This window comes from Sphingobacterium bovistauri (genome assembly GCF_020295405.1).
Lineage (GTDB): Bacteria > Bacteroidota > Bacteroidia > Sphingobacteriales > Sphingobacteriaceae > Sphingobacterium > Sphingobacterium bovistauri.
The window spans coordinates 1-21290 of sequence record NZ_JADEYP010000031.1 but is presented as its reverse complement, the minus strand read 5'-3'; the positions used below and the strand labels follow the sequence as shown (position 1 = coordinate 21290).

General features: G+C 34.6%; 15 protein-coding genes, 1 tRNA gene and 1 riboswitch. Of the genes, 10 read left to right on the top strand and 6 right to left on the bottom strand.

The genetic code is table 11. From position 1 onward, the window contains the following. Window positions 1–8: 8 nt before the first annotated feature. The 4 genes from IPZ78_RS14350 to IPZ78_RS14335 all read right to left on the bottom strand — a co-directional run bounded on the left by IPZ78_RS14350 (window position 9) and on the right by IPZ78_RS14335 (window position 6811). The gene (locus tag IPZ78_RS14350; protein ID WP_225554681.1) at window positions 9–3380 is read right to left on the bottom strand and encodes a SusC/RagA family TonB-linked outer membrane protein; all 3372 of its coding nucleotides are present in this window, start codon (window positions 3378–3380) and stop codon (window positions 9–11) included. Between the two features lie 156 nt (window positions 3381–3536). After that, the gene (locus tag IPZ78_RS14345; protein ID WP_225554680.1) at window positions 3537–4709 is read right to left on the bottom strand and encodes a FecR family protein; all 1173 of its coding nucleotides are present in this window, start codon (window positions 4707–4709) and stop codon (window positions 3537–3539) included. 56 nt (window positions 4710–4765) lie between these two features. Next, window positions 4766–5371, bottom strand: a complete 606-nt coding sequence (locus IPZ78_RS14340) for an RNA polymerase sigma factor (protein WP_225554679.1) — start codon at window positions 5369–5371, stop codon at window positions 4766–4768. Between the two features lie 231 nt (window positions 5372–5602). Next, the gene (locus tag IPZ78_RS14335; RefSeq protein WP_225554678.1) at window positions 5603–6811 is read right to left on the bottom strand and encodes an MFS transporter; all 1209 of its coding nucleotides are present in this window, start codon (window positions 6809–6811) and stop codon (window positions 5603–5605) included. A 224-nt stretch (window positions 6812–7035) separates the two neighbouring features. Between IPZ78_RS14335 and IPZ78_RS14330 the strand changes: the two genes are divergently transcribed. The 6 genes from IPZ78_RS14330 to IPZ78_RS14305 all read left to right on the top strand — a co-directional run bounded on the left by IPZ78_RS14330 (window position 7036) and on the right by IPZ78_RS14305 (window position 15990). After that, window positions 7036–8028 (top strand): LacI family DNA-binding transcriptional regulator, encoded by a 993-nt coding sequence (locus IPZ78_RS14330; RefSeq protein WP_225554677.1) that lies wholly within the window; start codon window positions 7036–7038, stop codon window positions 8026–8028. Window positions 8029–8116: 88 nt separating this feature from the next. Next, window positions 8117–11224: a SusC/RagA family TonB-linked outer membrane protein gene (locus IPZ78_RS14325; protein WP_225554676.1), complete on the top strand. Its 3108-nt coding sequence runs from the start codon at window positions 8117–8119 to the stop codon at window positions 11222–11224. A gap of 3 nt (window positions 11225–11227) precedes the next feature. After that, the gene (locus tag IPZ78_RS14320) at window positions 11228–12685 is read left to right on the top strand and encodes a RagB/SusD family nutrient uptake outer membrane protein (RefSeq protein WP_225554675.1); all 1458 of its coding nucleotides are present in this window, start codon (window positions 11228–11230) and stop codon (window positions 12683–12685) included. Between the two features lie 2 nt (window positions 12686–12687). Beyond that, a complete protein-coding gene (locus IPZ78_RS14315; protein ID WP_225554674.1) occupies window positions 12688–13848 on the top strand; it encodes a glycoside hydrolase family 130 protein in 1161 nt (386 codons plus the stop codon). A 2-nt stretch (window positions 13849–13850) separates the two neighbouring features. Continuing rightward, window positions 13851–14714 (top strand): ROK family protein, encoded by an 864-nt coding sequence (locus tag IPZ78_RS14310; protein ID WP_225554673.1) that lies wholly within the window; start codon window positions 13851–13853, stop codon window positions 14712–14714. 10 nt (window positions 14715–14724) lie between these two features. After that, window positions 14725–15990 carry a sugar porter family MFS transporter gene (locus tag IPZ78_RS14305; protein ID WP_225554672.1) on the top strand — a complete coding sequence of 422 codons (1266 nt, stop codon included), beginning with the start codon at window positions 14725–14727 and terminating at the stop codon, window positions 15988–15990. Between the two features lie 75 nt (window positions 15991–16065). Here the strand turns inward: IPZ78_RS14305 and IPZ78_RS14300 are convergent, their stop codons facing one another. After that, complete coding sequence (locus IPZ78_RS14300) at window positions 16066–16734, bottom strand: DUF937 domain-containing protein (protein ID WP_225554671.1); 669 nt, start codon at window positions 16732–16734, stop codon at window positions 16066–16068. 62 nt (window positions 16735–16796) lie between these two features. Here IPZ78_RS14300 and IPZ78_RS14295 point away from each other — a divergent pair, with 62 nt between their 5' ends. Continuing rightward, the gene (locus IPZ78_RS14295) at window positions 16797–17915 is read left to right on the top strand and encodes a DUF2891 domain-containing protein (RefSeq protein ID WP_225554670.1); all 1119 of its coding nucleotides are present in this window, start codon (window positions 16797–16799) and stop codon (window positions 17913–17915) included. A gap of 137 nt (window positions 17916–18052) precedes the next feature. Here the strand turns inward: IPZ78_RS14295 and IPZ78_RS14290 are convergent, their stop codons facing one another. Next, window positions 18053–18319, bottom strand: coding sequence for a 5-oxoprolinase (locus IPZ78_RS14290; protein WP_225554669.1), 267 nt, complete (start codon window positions 18317–18319; stop codon window positions 18053–18055). 68 nt (window positions 18320–18387) lie between these two features. Continuing rightward, window positions 18388–18480: riboswitch (SAM-I-IV-variant riboswitch) on the bottom strand. Between the two features lie 140 nt (window positions 18481–18620). On the opposite strand from IPZ78_RS14290, the gene htpG reads away from it, so the two are divergent. The 3 genes from htpG to IPZ78_RS14275 all read left to right on the top strand — a co-directional run bounded on the left by htpG (window position 18621) and on the right by IPZ78_RS14275 (window position 21257). Further along, the gene (htpG, locus tag IPZ78_RS14285; protein WP_225554668.1) at window positions 18621–20510 is read left to right on the top strand and encodes a molecular chaperone HtpG; all 1890 of its coding nucleotides are present in this window, start codon (window positions 18621–18623) and stop codon (window positions 20508–20510) included. 114 nt (window positions 20511–20624) lie between these two features. Beyond that, window positions 20625–20698 (top strand) — tRNA-His (locus tag IPZ78_RS14280). A gap of 205 nt (window positions 20699–20903) precedes the next feature. Further along, window positions 20904–21257 (top strand): ISAon1 family transposase N-terminal region protein, encoded by a 354-nt coding sequence (locus IPZ78_RS14275; RefSeq protein ID WP_225552058.1) that lies wholly within the window; start codon window positions 20904–20906, stop codon window positions 21255–21257. Window positions 21258–21290: the final 33 nt, after the last annotated feature.

Here is a 21290-nt window from a genome sequence, read left to right as displayed (position 1 = left end):
TTATTCTGTTAAAAAGATGCTTGTAGTGCGAAACTTAGGCTACGTGCAAATGGATAACTAATTCCTCTTTCTTGCTGTATAGATGACCATCTGAGTAAATCATTGGTAGTGATATTAAATCTCAAATTTGATAATTTGAATCTCTGAGCAAACTCTTGTTTGGCATCGTAGGATAGAAATAGGGATTGTAAATTCACTAAATTGTCGTCCATAATAAATCTTGAAGAAACACGAGTCTGCCCTAAATCACGGATACTTTTGTAAAAACTAAGGTCACCTGGTTGTTTCCATTTCTCTTCTAATACCCTAGAGTCTACATTGTATCTTGGATCCGCATTTTCTACTCTATCCACCAATGTTTGATTATAAGATTTTCCTCCTACACGAACTTGGACGTATGTAACAGCAGAAAACTGTTTGTAACGTATAGTGGCACCCAAAAATCCCTCGGCTTTAGGTGTGGCTACTGCTACAACGGCTATATCTCGAGCATCCCAATTGTAAGAAAGTGAACCGTCTTGTTTTCTGAACAATTCACGACCATTTTCAGGATCGATACCTAAAGACGGTACTGCATAAATAGCATCTACAGATTGACCTTCATTATACCTCAACAATGGTACACCCATTAAATCATTTTCGCCCTGTGCTTCATCTACACGGTCATTGTAGCTTTTTAGTGCATTGGAGATGCGAACAATTTTGTTTTCATTGCGTACAATATTGGCCATAAAACTTACTGTCCAATCGCTGTTTTTCACAGCGAAAACATTGAAATTAAGTTCAATACCCTTGTTCTCCATATCTCCCAAGTTTTCTTTGTATGAGACGAATCCGGTAGATGGAGCTATATTTATATCCGCAAGAATGTCCTTAGTTAATTTGTAATAATATCTTGCAGATAAAGTTAATCGATCTTTCCAAAGGCCTGCATCAATACCAATATCTGTTGATCTTGTTTTTTGCCAGCCTAGGTTTTCATTGCCATAATTATTTACAATAGCACCGATACCCGATGAATACCAATTGCCCTGGTCGTAATTATATGTTGTACGCGACATATACGGTGAGAATTGAACAGCACCAGTCATACCAGTAGTCGCACGAAATCTCAACAAGGAAAATACTTCTGAATCGAACCATTCTTCATTGTGTGTGTTCCAACCTATACCTGTAGACCAGAAAGGAGCAACTCTATTATTTGATCCAAATTTCGAAGAACCATCTGCCCTAACAGTGAAATCTAGTAGATATTTGTTGTCGTAAGAATAATTACTGCTCAAAAATGCACCAATAAGTCTTGACTCATTCAAACTACTGTATGGTTTAGCATTCTCAAGGTAACCTTTTGAAAATCCTATGCTTGTGAATCTATCGTTTGCAAATCCATGTGCTGTAAACATACGGTAGTCGGAAAAATCACTACGTATGTTTGATCCAGCTACTAGGTTGATTAGGTTTTTACCAATGCTTTTCATCCAATTCAGTCGGATATTACCATCCCAATATATTTCGTCGTTGTTACCGCTCGAATAGCTTCCTTTTTGATCAGTTTGAGATGTTGGGTAGTTGTAAAATTCGTTTGATTTAGGTGATAAGAATGTATCATATAAATTCATTCTTTTTAATAAACTCAATTGACCTCTTAATCTAAGACCGGATGCTATTTCATAATCTATAGCCAAATTATTCATGATTTCTGAATATTTCGACTGATCGAAATTACTTAATGTTGCATTGTATAAAGGGTTTAACACATTTTCTGCTACAGATGCTCCATTGCTATAATACCTATTCCAGCCACCTACCTGCTGAATAATATTCCCATTATCATCAGTCATTCTATAATATGGATTCATTCGGGCATAACTTGAGAAGCTTCCATACGGAGACTCATGACCATTGACCATACTAACAGCAAGCTCATTTTGGAATCTGATTTTGTTTTTAAGATGATAACTTAAATTTACACCACCAGAATATTGATTTCGAGAAGACTCTTTCATTACACCAGGACGTGTTTGATAACGAAGATCAACACCATAGCGGAATGTAGGAGCGCCTCCTTCCAAATAGATTCCGTGTTTCTGTCCTAAAGCAGTACGTACCGGTTGTGAAATCCAGTCCGTATTGATACCACCAACGACACTCTTTAGCTTATTGTGGTATAACCTATCAAGCTCAATTTGAGAGACATTTTGATTTTCATTGCTATACAATCCTGCCAATCGTTCATATTCAAGTTTTTCAGCTGCATTGAGAAGTTTATAATCTCTTAGATCAGGGGTGTTTACGTGAGTTTCATGGGAATAACTAATACGTAATTGACCTTCCTTAGGTGCTTTGGTAGTAATAACCACAACACCATTTGCTGCTCTAGATCCGTATACTGCAGTAGCCGCCGCATCTTTAAGTAGCGTAACTGATTCAATACGGGTCATATCCAAGTCTAAGATTTTACCCACACCGACTTCATAACCGTCAAGTATGAATGCAGGCATATTGGTATTCGTGGTGATGTTATCACGACGTAATATCTCATTGTTTCCTGTAGGTAACGATGAAGTTCCTCTTATTGTGATATTAGGCATAGCATTAGGATTGGATCCCAATAAATTATTGTCTAATAATTTGAATGAAGGATCAAACACCTGTATCGCTTGTAATACATTTTGTGGATTTACTTGTCTCAATTCTTCTCCAGATTTGGAAATTGCAGTTCCAGTGAAAGAATTTTTGTTAATAGTTTGATATCCAGTTATGATAACTTCATTTACTTCATTTACTTCTTCTTCAAGTTTTAATGTGAACTCAGATTTTCCTTCTGCCAATTTGTGTCTCAAAGTTTCGTAGCCAAGCATTTTTACAATGATAATACCATCTGCTGGAGCTGTTTCAACTTGAAACACTCCATTTTCATTGGTATTTCCTAGGTTAATTGTAGTAGAGGCAATAGTAGCGCCTGCTATTGGTTCTTTTTTTTCATTTATTATTTTTAAAATAATGCGTGATTGTTTTTGTTCCAATACCATACGATTTGCATCAAGTGATTTATACGTGTTTTTTTTGGTGAGGACAATTGTATGATCTACAATTCTGAAACCCACGGGTTGCTTTTCAAAAGCTTTTCGTAGATAAGTTTCCAATGGCATGTTTTTAGCATCAATGGATATTGGAACACTATTATCCAACATACTTTTAGTACCCAAAACTTCAAACTGTGTTTGTGATTTGATAATCTGAAGTATTTTTTCCAAAGACTCTCTTTTGGAATTATGGGTAATAGTTTGCGCATTAGAAGCAAAGCTAATTTGTAAAAAAGCTGTAAAATACAGGAACGCGGTTAGTTTTATCACTCGTAATAAGTAATTTAAATTCATTAAATTTGTTAAGGTTTAGTTAGAGTTCTGTTACTTACACATAGGTTATAGTTCAGTTTAATTGAACCATTTTTTGAGCAGGGAAATGTTGCCTCATTTCTCTGCTTTTTTTATTATTTGTTATTTTTTTATGGGCTCTCCTTTCATTTTTTTAGGTTAATTTTTCATTTTGATATATAATTTCTTGTCCTTTGATATTGTATAGGATATGTTGTTTTGTTCTAACAAGGATAAAATAGTCGATAGGTTATTGTTGCGGAATGTACCTCCGAAAAATTCAATATTAGGTACGTCATTACTTATAAATACATCAATATCATACCAACGTGATATTTCGAGCATGACCTCTTTGAGATGTTTACCATCGAAATTAAATTTCCCATTTATCCATGCTATTTCGACTTTTGGATCTATTTCTTTGACAAGTATTTTGCCCGTGCTTAAAATACTTTGTTGATTAGGATACAATATTTTTGACGAAGAAGCTTTATTCGATTTGTTAGCGACTTTTACAATTCCTTTTATTAGTGAGGTCTTGATACTGTTTTTTTCATCATAAGCATTTACATTAAATGAGGTTCCTAGAACTTGTATCTCTTGTCTCTGGGTGTGTACAACAAAAGGCTGTTTTTCATTCTTTTTTACATCAAAATAAACTTCACCGGTAATCCAAACCTCACGTGTATGACCATGGAAAGTCAGCGGGTAAGAAAGACTACTTTCGGCATTCAGTTGTGCCTGTGTTCCATCTGGTAAAATTATTTTGTAATACCCACTTCTAGGTGTGTTGATTTCTGCAGAAGTAATGTCATCGGTTGAAGTTATAGTCTTTCCATCGCTATATGTGATGGATTTCGAGTTAACTTCAACCAAATCTTGATTGTTATCTAATGTAAAAGACTCACCATTGGATAATTTTATGATTGCTTTATTCGAAGCGGGTTTATAATCCAGTTTAGTGATAGTCTCGGTGTTATTTAAGGTGTTGTTATGCTTTGTCCATAAGAAAATAGATCCTATTAATAACGCACATGCAGCTGCAACACTGTATCGCCATATATACCGATTACTTTTATGAATTTTAGTAGGAGTGATTTCTAAATCTGTTTGAATTTCTAACCAAGCTTTAGAGGTGTCTATCTTATTTAAGAATGCATACACTTGTTTCTGCTGTAATGGATCAATACAACGCGCGTACAATGCTTGATTACGTGGGTCCGCTGACAACCATTGTTTCAAAACTTGTTCATCTTCTAATGATAAATTTCCATTTATTTTTTTTAAAAGTAATTGACCAATTTCTTGTGGTTCGTGTTGATTCTGGTACATTAATGGTAGATTTATACTACTATTACCATACCGAATATGAAAAGTACTTATTGAAGTTAATTTTTTTCTAAAAAAAAGTTAGTAGCAATAAGTAGTATATAAATTTCTGAAGAAAGTAATTGTCGTAACTGCTTTATTCCTCGAAGTTTATAGTTTTTTACTGTTTGTAACGAAAGGCTCATTTCTTGTGCCACTTCTTGATTAGATTTCCCTTCCAAATAAGTCGATATTATGACATTTTTAGCTTGTTCTGGAAGTTTTTGAATGGCATTATACAGTTCTGACATTACTTCTGTATATATGATATTGTGCATGGCATGTTCCTCGTGTTGCTCTTGATTCATTTGGTAGATGAGCTCACGATTTATGGAACGTTGATTGGCTACTTGATAATTTGTGGCTATTTGTCGGGCACTTTGATAAAGGGTGTTTTTAAGATGTTCGATTGATTTGAACACAGTTTTAGCTTTCCAAATTCTAATAAAGGCTTCTTTAGCTATATCTTCAGCTTGGGCATTCTCAGTAGTAAATTGAAGTGCATAAATACAAATACGTGGGTAGTACATGTTAAATATATATTCAAATGCATGATGATCTGATTGCACTAACTTTGCAATAAGATAATTTTCATTATCAAATACTTTAGAGATGTCGATACGCACTTTTTAGATCGATGTATTAAAAGGTAGATAAAAACTATTGTTTAAACTGATTTAGTGCGTAAATATAATTAAATCTTGTTGAATGTGATGATTAATTGGTTATAAATCAAAGCTTTTGTTGTTTAAATGCGGAGTGATTTCGTATTATTTCAGTTTTAAAACATTTTATATATACTCAGAAAGCTCAATTTTACTAAAATTGAGCTTTCTGAGTATTGTTAAGAAGTATTATTATGCTTCTTGAAATTGATTAATAGATTCTGATGAAGGTATTTTAGTAGATTTGTCTTTCTTTTCCACCTTTATTAAGAATACGTACGTTAATACAGCACCAATACTTGCCATTACCACACCAACTAAAGATGGGTAATTGTAAGAAAAGCCATATATGATTGGAATAGCACCTAAATATGCACCAATTGAATTTCCAATATTAAATGCGGCTTGTCCTGCTGATGCAGCAAAAGTTTCTGCTCCCTTAGCATTATTAATAAGCATCATCTGTAAAGAAGGTGCTATACTGAACGCGATCATTCCTGTAATAAATGCCATGGGATAAGCTAAGATGGTAATATGAGCAACAAAAAATAGAATTAATAAACAGGTTGCCATAGCTAGGAAACAAGCGATAGCAGCTTTACTTGGTGATAATGAATCTGCGACTTTGCCCCCTAATAAATTACCTACACACATACCTGCACCTATAAGTATCATAATAATGGAAACACTGTTTTCTGACAAACCAGAAACAGTGGTGACTAACTTAGAGATGTAACTAATCCAGGCAAACAAACCTCCTGTACCTATTGAAATAATTGCTATCATTAACCATGCGTCCCAGCGCTTGAAATAACTAATTTGTTTGATAATATTATTATTCTTACTCGCAGGGAAAGTCGGCATCCACAAATAAATAGTGAGAAAAGTTAATAATCCCAGTACGCTAATCACTCCGTAGGTAATACGCCAGTCGTAATGGTGACCTATGTATGTACCTAAGGGCACGCCAGCCAAATTTGCTATGGTCATTCCTGTAAACATGATAGATATGGCTTGTGCCTCTTTTCCAGGTTTGGCTAACTTAGCAGCTACCACTGAGCCAATTCCAAAGAAAGCACCATGCGGTAGACCTGAAATAAATCTTGAGATAAACAAACTCCATTGATTGGGAGCAAATGTGAAAATGGCATTGAATATAAAAAACAACAACATAAGAAATAATAGCACATTCTTTGCAGGATATTTGGATGTAGCTGCTACTAGAGTAGGAGCGCCTACTACCACACCTAATGCGTAAAGACCTATTAAATTACTTGCTGTTGGGATATCGATATTTACATCTTTAGCGATATCAGGTAGAATACCCATCATGGTAAACTCTGTCATCCCAATGGCAAGACCACCGAACGCAAGAGCTATCAAGCCTTTGTTAATTGACATATAAAACTATTTTAGACCCTGCAAATGTAGCTAAATAAACTGATAATGAATAGTTTTAAATGAAAGCTTATTGTAAAAAGTACACTAAGATTGTTTAAATGATTTCTTAATGATACATAATGATTATTGTAGCTTTAAGAATAGTAGACATATAAAATAAATAAAATGTGTTGAGCATATTATAATTAGTTATTAATATTGTAATTGATTAAATTATTCATTAAATGTCTATAAACGAAATTGCTAAATATTTAAAAGTTTCTAAATCTACTGTCTCTTTAGTTATAAATGGAAAGGCAGAGCAGGGGCGTATTAGTAAAGCTTTAGCAAAACGTATATTAGACTATGTCGAAGAGATTGGTTACAAACCAAATGCTTTAGCACAGAGTTTGGCGACAGGTAAGTCTAAAACCATAGGTTTGATAGTTGAAAACATAGGCGATTCTTTTTTTGGACCTATCGCACTTTATATAGAAGAGAATTTAAGAAGATACGGATACCAAGTTTTCTATAGTAGTACAATGGGGGATACTAAGATTTCTAACGAAATTCTAGAAACTATGATAGAAAAAAAGGTAGAAGGTATTATAATTTCTCCTGCTGTAGGACAATTGAAAAATATTCAAAAAATTCGTAATAAAAATTTCCCATTAGTAGTGTTTGACCGGAGAGTTATTGGGTTAAGTACTAATTATGTTGGAACAGACAATTATTCATCAAGTAAGAAGGCTGTACAACATTTAGTTGATCAAGGATTTAAAAAAATAGCCATGATCACCATTGATTCAGACCAGCCTCAAATGACAGATCGTTTGCGAGGTTATGAAGAGGTCTTAAATGATAATTTTTTAGTAAGCTTCACTTTGAAATTACCTTACAGATCTAATCAAGATAAAGGCTTAGGGGAATTACTATCGTTTTTGCATAAATACCCAGAATTGGATGCATTATACTTTAGCACAAATTATTTATGTGTAAAGACTTTGAAGGTCTTACAGTCAATAGGTAAGTCAACGAATTATGGAATTGCTGCTTTTGATGATCACGAGTTGTTTGAACTTTATACTCCCAATATAACATGTATTAGACAACCTTTGGAAGCTATTGCAAATGAAATTGTAAAAATGATCATAAGCCGTTTAAATGATTCGATCGAGCTGATCGAAGAATGTATAATTCCTTCAGAATTGATTATAAGAGCTAGTTCAAAAAAATAAATTTGGAATTATAAATTAGATAATCTAAATTTAAATTAAATTGCAAAACCGGTTTTGCAATTTAATGATATAACCAATTTAAATCATTATGAACAGATTAAAGTTTTTTAATAAACGGATGTCAGTATTATGTAGTATTGTCTCCGTCTCCATTTGTATCCCGCTACATCATGCGTATTCTAGTACACGGGTGTCATTTGTGACTTCCTTGAGTCAGCAGACTTATGTTGGGAGTGTCGTTAACTCGGAGGGGCAACCTTTAGTAGGCGCCTCTGTACGTAACAAAACCTCTAATGCGGTTACTTTTACTAAATCAGATGGTAAGTTTAGTGTTTCGGCGAAAGAAGGTGATGAATTGATTATCACGTATACCGGTTACATTACAGTTAATTATGTAATTACATCTAGAGACAATGATCTTAAAATTACTTTAGATTCTGATACTCAGGAAGTAGAAGAGGTTATAGTTGTCGGATATAATAGTTTGAAAGAGTCAAATATATCAGGAGCAGTTAGTAGAGTAGATATGAAAGTTGCTGAGAAACGAAGAGTACAGGATGTAGCTCAGATGTTGCAGGGGCAAGCTAGTGGTATTAATATTACACAATCTACAGGACAACCTGGAGATGCAATAGACATTAGGGTTAGAGGTGTGGGTACTATTGGTAATAATTCACCTTTATTTGTAGTAGATGGGATTCCTACAACCAATTTTAGTTTCATTAATCCTGCAGATATAGAATCAATTTCTGTATTAAAGGATGCTTCGTCGGCTGCAATCTATGGTTCTCGAGCTGCAGCAGGTGTAATTTTAATAACAACAAAATCTGGAAAAGTTGGAAGTGCAAAGTTTGATGTGAATGTATATACGGGTGTAAACAACGCTGTTAATCTTCCTGAAATGATGAATACTACAGATTATTTAAATACACTAGAAAGAGCTTGGGCTAATTCAAATTCTTCAGGAAATAATCCGTATGCAGCTCAAAAGAATAGAACTGATCTTTCAAATACAAATTGGCTAAATGAATTGTTTGAACAAGGGAAAACAAACAGTTTGCAATTATCTGCTTCAGGTGCTACTGAACGGATATCTTATTTATTTTCTGGAGGATATTATGATCAAAATGGTATAGTAAAATTTAATAATGATAAATATAGACGTTTAGAATTGCGTTCTAATGTTAGAGCTAAACTATCAGATCGTGTGGAGTTGAAGACTAATATCTTATTGAATCATCAAGATAAGATGGTTGTATCTTCTAGAGGAGATGTACCAGGGATTATACGTCATGCATTATTGAGACCTCCTGTATTGGGTGTCTATAGAGATCAAAATGATCCAACTTATTCGGAGCACAATCGATTTACGGATTTGCCATTTTATGTAAGCCCAACAAATTTTCAATCTAATTTATACGAATGGTCTCAAAACCCTATAGCTCAAGCTTATTACTCAAATAATAACCAGAGGCAATTCAAATTATTTGGTAATGTAGAAGCAGGGGTAGATATTTTGAAAGATAAATCTTTACGTTTCAGATCAAATGTTGGTGTTGAACTAAATTTCAATCATAGTAAGGTGTTTATGCAAAATTTTGGTGATGATGAAAGAGTTAATCCATCTGTGGATATTGGTCAAGGAAGGCATAATCGACCTAATGGTTTGAATGAAGATAGAGGTGAGGATTATACAATCACTTGGAATAATATACTTAGTTATGATAAAACTATTGGTGACCACTTATTAAATGCCTTGGTAGGTACAGAGTTTATAAACAATGTAAGTAATTCAATTAATGCTTCACGGAGAAGATTTGAATATACACTTGATAGGTTTCAATATATGGATTTAGGTGGCACAGGGCAAGACTTATGGAATGGAGGATTTGCTAATGAATGGGGGTTGTTTTCTGTATTTAGTTCTGCTACATATTCTTATAAAAATCGTTATAATATAACAGGAAACTTACGTGCAGATGCATCATCTAGGTTTGGATCTGATAATAAATGGGGATATTTTCCTTCAATTGCATTAGGTTGGACTGTGAGTAATGAGGGATTCTTCCCAAGCGATGGTGTTGTGAATTTCCTTAAATTAAGAGGAAGTTCAGGAAAATTGGGTAATCAAAATATACCTAATTACGCTTATTTGTCATTATTTAGCAGAGAGGGAAATATAACACGATACGGTAACCCAGATTTAAGATGGGAAAGTACATTGCAAAACAATTTGGGTATTGACTTACGTTTAATGAATAACAAGTTGGAGGTTACGGCTGATGTTTTTCACAAGAAAACAAAAGATATTTTATTGGCAGTAAGTCTTCCTACATTTATTGGAAATGTTGATGCAACTTATGTGAATGCAGGTCAAGTTGATAATAAGGGGTTTGAATTCACAGCAAAATATAGAAATAGATTAGGAACTGATGGCAATTATTCATTTGGTGGAAATATAACAAGTATAGATAATAAAGTGGTTGCATTGCATGAAAATGTACCACGTATTATCGGGACATATTCGAGAGCAGAAATTGGTCAGCCCTTAGATGTATATTATGGCTATCAAATGGATGGAATTTATCAAAATCAAAATGAGATAACTAGTCATTTACATGGTGTTACCAATCCATCGAATAAGCCTGGCGATATAAAATTCAGAGACCTGAATGCTGATGGATTGATAAATGATATGGATCGTACATTTATTGGCAATCCAATACCTAAATTAAGTTATGGCTTCTTTGCGGGATTTGATTACAAAGGTTTCGATTTGAATGTGTTTTTTCAAGGAGTAAGTAAAGTAGATCGTTATAATGATGGTATGCGTATTATAGATTTTGATACACGCCCATTTAATTATACTACTCGTATGTTGGATGCTTGGGATGGAGAGGGGTCATCGAATACATTACCACGTGTTGCATTTGAGGATACTGGGATAAGCAAGTTCTCTACACTTTACATCGAAGATGCATCTTTTTTGAGAGTGAAGAATTTAGAAGTCGGCTATTCATTTGGTCAATATGCAAAGAGATTAGGTGTAAATAATGCTCGTCTATATGTATCAGGTCAAAATCTTTTCACATGGACCAAGTACAAGGGGCTGGACCCAGAAACAACTGATCTGATAGATAAAGGCACTTATCCTCAGTCTAAATCTATTTTGGTAGGTCTTAATTTTAATTTTTAAGTCATGAGAAATTTTAAATTATATATAATAGGAGCGGCAATAACAATGACTGGCTGTTCTAAATATTTGGATAAAGATCCTATTGGTATTTTGACAAAAGAACAAGTGCAAGTGGATCCTACTGAAGGAACAGTTCGTACAGGTATAGAAAACGCTTACCGTCCTTTGTCTTATACATTGAATATTTATGGTAATTGGGATTGGAATGGCGGTCTAGTAGTTCGTCCAGATTTTTTATTAGAAGATATTGCTTCAGGAGATGTTATTAAAAAATGGTCGCCTGATGGTGATCAAGCTTGGATGGACGATATTGCAAATTTCAATTTTACTCCTGAAAACGGTGCTTTTGCTGGAATATGGAAATATAATTATGAAGGAATATCACGTAGTAATACAGCAATCTTTCAACTTACAGATCCGACTACTTTAGCAAAGTTGAATATACAAGATGAGCAACGTACGCGTTTGTTAGCAGAAGCTTCATTTTTACGTGCGTTTTTCTATTTTGATTTGGTGAAGTTGTTTGGAGATATTCCCTTATTACTTAAACCTTTATCAAATTTTAATGAGGCTTATGAAGTTGCTGTTAGAACGAGTAAAGTAGAGGTTTTCAAACAAATTAAGGAGGATTTAAATATTGCAATAGGAGGGTTGCCTAATGCTCGATTCAGTAGTGATTCTGAAAAATGGAGAGCTTCAAAGGGTGCAGCTATGGCATTGTTGGCTAAAGTATCTCTATTTGAAGAGGATTGGAAAGGTGTTGTAGCTCAGGTAAATGCTATTGAACAATTAAACTTTTATGACTTAAATGTCAACTATTTTGATGCATTTGATGATTCAAAAGCCTATACAGAGCGTGAGAATATTTTTATTTATGATCATCAACCTGGAATGCAACCTAGTCGTGGTAATGGTTTCACAGCATTACTCGGCTGGGGATTTATAGCGCCATCAGCAGATTTTTTAAATTCATTTGAAAGTGGTGATCCAAGAAAATCACTAACAGTGAATATAACTGATCAACAGATTTATAAATTATTGGGCGCACAAAATGGTAGTTTTAAAGGAAATGATAATTCGCCAGTAAACAGAATCTACATTCGTTATGCGGATATATTGTTGTGGAAAGCTGAAGCTTTGATTAAAGATAATCAGGTGGCTGCAGGTATAGCAATAATAAATAAAATACGTCAACGTGCTCGTGGAGGAGATAATTCTCTTTTGCCTGACCGTGCATCAAATGCAAGTGCAACTGACGCTATGGCTTGGTTGCAACAAGAGCGTCGTGTAGAACTTGGATTTGAAAGTCATCGCTTTTCTGATTTGAGACGATGGGGGATTGCTAAACAGAAATTAAACTCATTAGGTAAACCATTTGCAGACAAACACATGTTGTACCCAATTCCGCAAGCAGAAGTAGATAAAACAGTAGGTAAAATATCGCAAAATCCAGATTATTAATTATGAAAAATATATTATTTGTAGCATCATCTTTATTTCTGATTTCTTGTTCAGGACAAAAGAAAGAAATAGTCATTAATCAAATTCCAGATTGGGTTCTTGGAGGTTTTGAAAGACCCGAAGGAGTCAATCCAATAATTAAACCAGATACTAATTCTGTATTTCTAGACCCAATGGCTGGAAAAATGTTAAAATGGGAGGAAAGTGATGCGTTTAATCCTGGATCTGTAGTAAAAGATGATACATTATTTGTCTTGTATAGGGCAGAGGACAATACGGCTACAGGAATAGGTTTGCGTACTTCTAGATTAGGGTTAGCAAGTAGTATTGATGGGATCAATTTTGAGCGATATACTGAACCTGTACTGTTTCCGGCAGATGATAACCAAAAGGAATATGAGTGGCCAGGAGGTGTGGAAGATCCTCGTGTTGCGGTTACAGAAGATGGTACTTTTGTAGTGTTCTATACCCAATGGAATAGAAAAGTACCTAGATTAGGTGTTGCTACTTCAAAAGATTTGCGAAAATGGGAGAAGCATGGGCCTATATTCGAAAATTCGAGTTACAAGCCTTTAATGGAGATGTCTCATAAGTCAGCATCAATTCTAACTACAATACGAGATGGAAATCTTGTTATTACTAAAGTCAATGGAAAATATTGGATGTATTGGGGTGAACATGGGGTGAAAGGGGCAACATCAGATAATCTAGTTGATTGGGAGCCTGTTTTAGATGAGAATGGTGAATTGAAAAAGTTTATTGAAGTTAGACCTGGATTTTTTGATAGTGCACTTACAGAATGTGGTCCACCTGCAGTGTTAACAGATAAGGGTATCCTTCTGCTCTATAATGGAAAAAATGAAAATAATAAAGATTTAGCCGATCAGCGATTTACACTAGGAACATATAGTGCAGGTCAAGTATTATTTGATAAAAATGACCCTACAAAGGTAATTCAGAGATTGGATACTCCTTTTTTGCGACCGATGGAAGATTTTGAAAAAAGTGGCCAATATGTTGATGGAACTGTTTTTATACAAGGATTATCATATTATAAATCTAAATGGTTTTTATACTATGGCTGTGCAGATTCACAAGTGGCTGTGGCTGTTTTTGACCCCAAAAACCCAACAAACTTCGATCCGCTTCCAAACACTAAATAGTAATGATGGATAGTTTAGTTTTATGCTTGGATGTAGGAGGTTCACATATTTCGTGCGCAGTTGTACATAAAGTTGATAAAAAGCTTTATAAAGATGGGTATGCACGTGTAGATTTAGATAGTATGGCAGATAGAAATATTGTCTTATCTCAATGGGATAAGGCGATTTCTTCAGTGTTGAAAAAAATAGAAGAAGCTATTTCTGAAATTTATGTGTCTATTCCAGGTCCCTTCGATTATATACATGGTATATCATTAATGGATGGTATGCATAAATATCAATCGTTGTTGAATATGGATTTAAAGGCTTATTTTTCAGATAAATATAAAGTTTCTTCAGACAGAATCTACTTCTATAATGATGCGCAAGCCTTTTTATTGGGTGAAGTTTTTGGGTTGAATAAATTTGATAAAGCTGTTGTTGGATTGACGTTAGGAACTGGTTTAGGTTCAGCGTTTTATGTTAATGGGTTTGTCAAAGATCTAAATTATGGTTCTTCACCTTTTAGAAACGGTATTTCTGAAGATTATATATCAACGCGAGGAATGTTGGCGCAAGTTAAAAAGTCAGATCAGGATAGTTTTGAGGAGATTAAAGATTTGGTGATTCATCCACAATGGGAAGTGCAAAAGAATGAAGCTTTCAACTTCTTATGTATTGCTTTACAACAGTTTATTGCGCAATATATTATTCCACTTAATCCAGATGTAATTATTCTTGGAGGGAGTATTGCAAAATCGCATAATTTATTTTTCGAAAATTTACAATCAAGTTGTACCATTCCAATTCAAATTGCTTCTATGGACGAAGTAAATATGTTTTTAGGAATGATTGAATATACAACAAGAAATTCTGAGTCAATTTAATCAACTAATTATGAAAAATGTTTGGAAATATGCTTTGATTGCTTCGTTAGGAGGTTTTCTATTTGGATTTGAAACTGCCGTCATTTCTGGAGCTGAGCGAATAATACAAAAACTATGGCACTTGGATTCCTTTTGGCATGGTTTAACTGTATCTATTTCTCTTATAGGTACAATTTTAGGTGCTCTATATGCAGGTAAAATTATGAATCAATATGGCAGGAAAAAAGTGTTGCTCTTTATTGCTGTATTATATTTATTGTCTGCAATAGGTTGTGCACTTGCAGGATTCTGGTCCATGTTTTTATTTTTTAGATTTTTGGGTGGAGTATCTGTTGGAATTAGTTCAGTCGTTGGTCCTGTATATATCACTGAAATTTCACCATCAAAGGACCGGGGTAAATTAACTGGGTTATTTCAAATTATGATTGTGTCTGGGATATTCATAGCCTATCTAACAAATTTCTTATTTGCTAATTTAGGGGACAATGCTTGGAGATACATGTTGGGCATTATGGCGATACCATCTATAGCATTTTATGCGTTATTGAGAAATATTCCTGAGAGCCCACGTTGGTTGGCATTGAATGGAGATAGTGAAAAGGCGAATGTTGTATTTGATAAATTGGGTCTTGAAAGAACATTGGTTAATGATAAGCAAACTCAAGTAACATCTTTATTTCAAGCGAGATATTTTAAACCAATCATTTTAGCGGTGATGTTGGCATTTTTTAACCAAATGACGGGTATTAATGCTATATTATATTATGCTCCACGGATATTTGATATGGCTGGTTTTGATGCAGGTTTAAGTTACTTACAGCCTATATTTATTGGTGGAACAAATGTTCTATTTACACTTTTAGGAATGAGTATTATTGATATGGTAGGACGTAAAAAGTTACTTCTCTGGGGGGCAATAGGAATGTTTATTTTTTTAATGTTAACAGCTTATGGATTAAAAGGTGAAGCTTCAAGTTATCTTTTATTTTACATCATAGGATTTATCGCTTGTTTCGCTTTATCACAGGGGGCTGTAATTTGGGTGTTCCTGGCAGAGATATTTCCAAATGAAGTACGGGCCCAAGGCTCTTCTTTGGGAAGTACTACACATTGGGTTTTTGCAGCGTTGATCTCTTGGATATTTCCTATCATAGTAGAGGGAAATGCCCAAGGAGGTTTTTACATTTTTCTTCTTTACGCTGTTATGGTTGTATTTTCGTTTATATTTATTTTGTTCCTACCAGAGACAAAAGGAAAATCGCTTGAAGAAATATAGATAACTTTATCTACTTAAAAATACAATAGAAAAAGCGATGTACATTCATCGCTTTTTCTATTATAATAGTGGAGGTTATTTCCCGAAAATTCCAGCTAAGGAGTCAAGGATTGAGCCTTTTTTATTATTGTCGTTTCCTTGATTGAAAAAATCACCTGCCAAATCTGCTAAGCCTCCCAAGTCGCCTTGAGAAGTAGGTTGGTTACTTCCGCCGCCACCACCAAGTACACTACCTAGAATAGAACCTAAAATTCCACCACCAGCAGAAGAATTAGATTGACCACCACCAAGTACACTTCCTATTAAATCTCCAATTCCGCCTCCAGATGATTGTTGTTTTTGATTTCCTAAATACCCCATTACAATAGGAGCCAGAGTAGCTAATACACCTCCGATTTGAGAAGTAGATATACCTGTTTTCTCAGCTAAACTATTTGTTACTAATTCAGTATTCCTTCCAAACATGTGATTTACAATTTTATTGTCATCATCCGTTGGACCTTGACCTAATATTCCACCTAATTGGTCTAAGATGCTGCTGTTACCATGCTGCTCTAATGCTTTGTTGATTCCTTCTTCTTTTTCAGCGCTTTTTTTAGAATTATAATTAAGCGCAGCAATCATTAAAGGGACAGCTGCTGCAACAATCCATTTTGCCCTGCTTTCGTCAATATTTAAAGTTTTAGCAATAGTTGAGATCGCTTTTGAACCTATACCGCCAGTTATTAAGTCTGTAATATTCATGTTTTTTTAGTTTATAAATTTGTTTTACTTTTAAAGTTATAATTAACATATAAATCTAACAAATGAAGTTTAAAGTTGTTTCCATTCCATTGTTTTATCTTGCAATATCTTTTTGGGGTTGTAGTGATAAGTCGTCAAAGGTTAATCAATCCTTAAATCAACAAGATACAGTCAAGCAAATTGTGTTGAGTGAAGAGAAAGCAAAGGGTATTTTTGAACTACCAATACATTGTTTGGAGGTCGAATATCCAAATAAATTGATGCAAGTTTTGGGTTCTGATGCAGATTTGAAATCTCCAAAACAGTTGCGTCCGATATTTTATGGTTGTTTTGATTGGCATTCTTCCGTGCATGGCTATTGGTCTATTGTAGAGTTGATGCAAAAATACCCATCTTTGGATGCAGATGGAAATATTAGGGCATTATTAAATAAGCATATCACAGCAGAAAATGTCGTTGTTGAATTGTCGTTTTTTAATGATGAAAATAATACAAGTTTTGAGCGTACATATGGATGGGCATGGTTATTTAAGTTGCAGGAGAGTCTATCTAAATGGGATGATGCCGATGCGAAGCGATGGAAATCTAATTTACAACCTTTAGTTGATGTATTAGTACAACGCTATATAGATTATTTGCCAAAATTAGTTTATCCAATACGTGCTGGTCAGCATGATAATTCAGCTTTTGGTTTGTCCCTATCTTTAGATTATGCTCGATCTGTAGGTGACAAAGCTTTTGAAAATGCGATAATTGAACATGGTAAACGACTTTTTCAGCACGATGTGAATTGTGATTTGGCATATGAGCCAAGTGGTTATGATTTCCTTTCGCCTTGTTTGGAAGAAGCTTATTTTATGTCAAAAGTCTTAGATGGGGATATATATAGAAATTGGTTGAAAAAATTTATGCCAAATTTGTTTGCTAAAGACTTCGAACTAAAGCCGGCTATTGTAAAAGATCGTTCGGATGGTAAATTAGTGCATTTAGACGGCTTGAACTATAGTCGTGCTGCTTGTTTATATGGAATAAGTCAAAAAGTAGTCGAACTATCACACTTAAAAGTGATTGCTAATGACCATGTCAATTTTTCATTGCCAAATTTATCTGCAAAGGATGATTATATGGGGTCGCATTGGTTAGGGACTTTCGCATTGTATGCACTGGCGAAAGCAAATTAATATTTTTTGATGGTCGTTGTATTAAAAAATAGTCATTATAAATTGACAATTATCAATTCCAAAAAAGAGACGCATCGCGTCTCTTTTTTGGTGCATAATCTTTTGGCAAAAGATTAAAATTATTGTGTTTGAAATAGTTAATAGGCCAATGGAATAAGTGTATTGTCTTCCAACCGAACTGGTACTGATTTTACGGAAGTAAAACCATCTTCTTTGGAAATAATATGTGACAGATCAATGCCCTTTCTTGAAAAAGCGGTGATAATAGCTGTTCGAAAGGTTGCTTTAGTAGTTCCCCAACCTTGACCTTTTACAGTTTCATTATTGAGTTGGATAAGTTCTTCAATCGAATAATTGCTGAATTTTTCGATTAAGTGCTGATAAAGATGGATTGTGTTTGACATACAATTTAAAAATTTAAAAGGTTAAACCATAAATTGTATTCAGAAATTTTTGGGAAACAAGCGTTATTTCAGAACGTTTATTTTGGTGTTGAACCCGTATTATTTTACCACCGCGGTGTCTACACTCGGTTGGTATTGCTTAGCAATTCTGAATACTCTACAAATGTAGTAGATTATTTTTCTTTTTGCAAATAAAATTAAATTTTGACACTTTTTCTGTCAAAATGTCTTAACTAAACCTTTTGGAACGTGCCTTGATGATTCTATCTTGTAAAATTTAAACTTGAAATAATAAATATATATGAGCACAGAAAAAGGTACTATTTCGATTCACACCGAGAATATATTTCCCGTTATCAAAAAATTCCTTTACTCGGACAATGAGATTTTCTTACGTGAGCTAGTTTCTAATTCAGTAGATGCATCACAAAAAATCAAACGTCTTTCATCTTTAGGTCAATTTAATGGCGAAGTAGGTGACTTGGTAGTTGATGTGAAGTTTGATGAAACAGCGAAAACCATTACTATTTCGGATAATGGTATCGGTATGACCGCTGAAGAAATAAAAAAATACATCAATCAGATTGCATTCTCTGGCGCAACTGAATTTATGGAGAAATTTAAAGAGGCTAATGACGCGAATGAAATTATTGGTCGCTTTGGTTTAGGTTTCTATTCAGCATTCATGGTCGCTGACAAAGTTGAAATAGATTCTTTGTCGTATCAAGACGGGGCAGAAGCTGCACATTGGGTATGTGACGGTAGCACTTCTTATGAAATTTCGGCAGGTACACGTACTACACGCGGTACAGATGTGATTCTTCATATCAACGAAGATTCTAAAGAATTCTTAAGCAAATTTAGACTTCAGGAAATTTTAGATAAATACGCTAAATTCTTACCTGTTCAAGTTCGCTTTGGTACTAAAACTACGTCTGAGCCGGATGGTGAGGATGAAGAAGGTAAAGCAAAGTACAAATCTGTAGAAGTTGATAATATTATTAACAATACAAATCCAGCATGGACAAAAGCACCGTCAGAATTAAAAGATGAGGATTATTTGGCTTTTTACCGTGAATTGTATCCTAATTCGTTTGATGAACCATTATTTTGGATTCATTTGAATGTAGATTATCCGTTCAACTTGACAGGTATTCTGTATTTCCCTAAAATCAAAAATGAATTAGAAATTCAACGCAATAAAATCAAATTGTATTCACGTCAGGTATTTATCACGGATGAGGTGAAAGACATTGTTCCTGAGTATTTGATGTTGTTGCACGGCGTAATTGATTCACCAGATATCCCATTGAACGTATCACGTTCGTTCTTGCAAGCAGATGGAAATGTAAAGAAAATCAGTAACTACATTACGAAGAAAGTAGCAGATAAGTTGCAAGAGATTTTCAAAACTGATCGCAAGGGTTTTGAAGAGAAATGGAATGACATCGGTTTGTTTATCAAATATGGTATGTTGAGCGAAGAGAAATTTGCAGAAAAGGCAAATGAATTCTGTCTATTGAAAAATACCGATGGTGAAAACTATACGATCAAAGAATATTACGAAAAGATAAAGGATATTCAATCAGACAAAGATGGAAACATCGTTTATTTGTATACTTCAGATGTGGCTCAGCAAGATGGATTTATCTCTACGGCTAAGACTAAAGGCTATGAAGTATTAGTATTGGATGGGCCGTTGGATACACACTTCACTTCTTATTTGGAACAAAAAGGAGGGGAGAAGGTTCAACTGAAGCGCATTGATTCAGATATAATCGACAAATTGATTCAAAAGGATGAAAAAATAGAATTAACGTTGTCGGAGGAAGAAAGTAAAAAAGCATCCGAATTATTCACTAAGGCAATCAGTCGTACAGATATGAATGTGAATGTAGAAGCACTAGCTGCTGACGAATTGCCTGTGTCTGTAACGTTAGATGAATTCATGCGTCGTATGAAAGATATGGCAAAAACTGGCGGTGGTATGGGCTTTTATGGTAACTTACCTGACAATTACAAAGTGACTGTTAATGGTAATCACCCATTAGTGAAACGAATCATCGAAAGTTCGGAAGAAGAAGGTGGAAAACTAGCAAAACAAGCGTTTGATCTTGCTTTATTGTCCCGTGGATTGTTGACAGGAGCTGATTTGACATCATTTGTGAAGCGCAGCGTTGATATGATTTAATCGTATTGTAAAAATAATTCCCTAATCCTCATTGTGTTATTTCACAATGAGGTTTTTTTTGCGGAAATATTTGCAAAGAATGGGGTTTTATGCTACTTTTGTATCACAATCACGGTAGGTATAGCTCAGTTGGTTAGAGCATCGGTTTGTGGTACCGAGGGTCGTCGGTTCGAGCCCGATTACTTACCCGCTTCTAAAGGCTTCACAGTAATGTGAGGCTTTTTTTTTGTTAAAGTAACAAATGAATTAGATTGCTCTATTCATTTGTTATTTAATAACAATCCTAAAAATTCATAGGGGTAGCTTCTATACCGAATCTAGTATGGATCAAGCTGAATTCTTGGGGGGAGTGTTAAAAATTTCTTAATTTAGTATCCTTAATACAGATATCCCTTGCAAGAAGCCGAACGTAAATTACTATCCTTATTGATGCCCGAAGGGCTTTTGGAATATTTTCAGATTTTAGAAGTCGATCAAGTTGACAATCAACTCCATATTTATTTAGATGAGCTTAATATTGCTCCGACAAGTTATGAGAACAGCAAGTTGGAGTCAAAGGGGTTTATGCCTTCCACTGAAATTTCAGACTTTCCCATTCGAGGTCAGAAAGTTACGCTACATATCCGCCGTCGTCGCTGGACGGTACTGGATACCGGAGAGATCGTCACAAGAGATTGGAACCTGGTGCGTGAGGGTACTCGAATGACAACGGAATTCGGGCTTTTTTTAAAGAAGATATTTGGATAATCATCCTGTAAGCGCTCAATTGGTAGGTCTGTT

What these genes read in the sequence shown, in the direction of transcription:
- IPZ78_RS14350 (WP_225554681.1), bottom strand. Translation starts at nt 3,380, where the DNA reads ATGAATTTAAATTACTTATTACGAGTGATAAAACTAACCGCGTTCCTG.
- IPZ78_RS14345 (WP_225554680.1), bottom strand. Translation starts at nt 4,709, where the DNA reads ATGTACCAGAATCAACACGAACCACAAGAAATTGGTCAATTACTTTTA.
- IPZ78_RS14335 (WP_225554678.1), bottom strand. Translation starts at nt 6,811, where the DNA reads ATGTCAATTAACAAAGGCTTGATAGCTCTTGCGTTCGGTGGTCTTGCC.
- IPZ78_RS14330 (WP_225554677.1), top strand. Translation starts at nt 7,036, where the DNA reads ATGTCTATAAACGAAATTGCTAAATATTTAAAAGTTTCTAAATCTACT.
- IPZ78_RS14325 (WP_225554676.1), top strand. Translation starts at nt 8,117, where the DNA reads ATGAACAGATTAAAGTTTTTTAATAAACGGATGTCAGTATTATGTAGT.
- IPZ78_RS14320 (WP_225554675.1), top strand. Translation starts at nt 11,228, where the DNA reads ATGAGAAATTTTAAATTATATATAATAGGAGCGGCAATAACAATGACT.
- IPZ78_RS14315 (WP_225554674.1), top strand. Translation starts at nt 12,688, where the DNA reads ATGAAAAATATATTATTTGTAGCATCATCTTTATTTCTGATTTCTTGT.
- IPZ78_RS14310 (WP_225554673.1), top strand. Translation starts at nt 13,851, where the DNA reads ATGATGGATAGTTTAGTTTTATGCTTGGATGTAGGAGGTTCACATATT.
- IPZ78_RS14305 (WP_225554672.1), top strand. Translation starts at nt 14,725, where the DNA reads ATGAAAAATGTTTGGAAATATGCTTTGATTGCTTCGTTAGGAGGTTTT.
- IPZ78_RS14300 (WP_225554671.1), bottom strand. Translation starts at nt 16,734, where the DNA reads ATGAATATTACAGACTTAATAACTGGCGGTATAGGTTCAAAAGCGATC.
- IPZ78_RS14295 (WP_225554670.1), top strand. Translation starts at nt 16,797, where the DNA reads ATGAAGTTTAAAGTTGTTTCCATTCCATTGTTTTATCTTGCAATATCT.
- IPZ78_RS14290 (WP_225554669.1), bottom strand. Translation starts at nt 18,319, where the DNA reads ATGTCAAACACAATCCATCTTTATCAGCACTTAATCGAAAAATTCAGC.
- htpG (WP_225554668.1), top strand. Translation starts at nt 18,621, where the DNA reads ATGAGCACAGAAAAAGGTACTATTTCGATTCACACCGAGAATATATTT.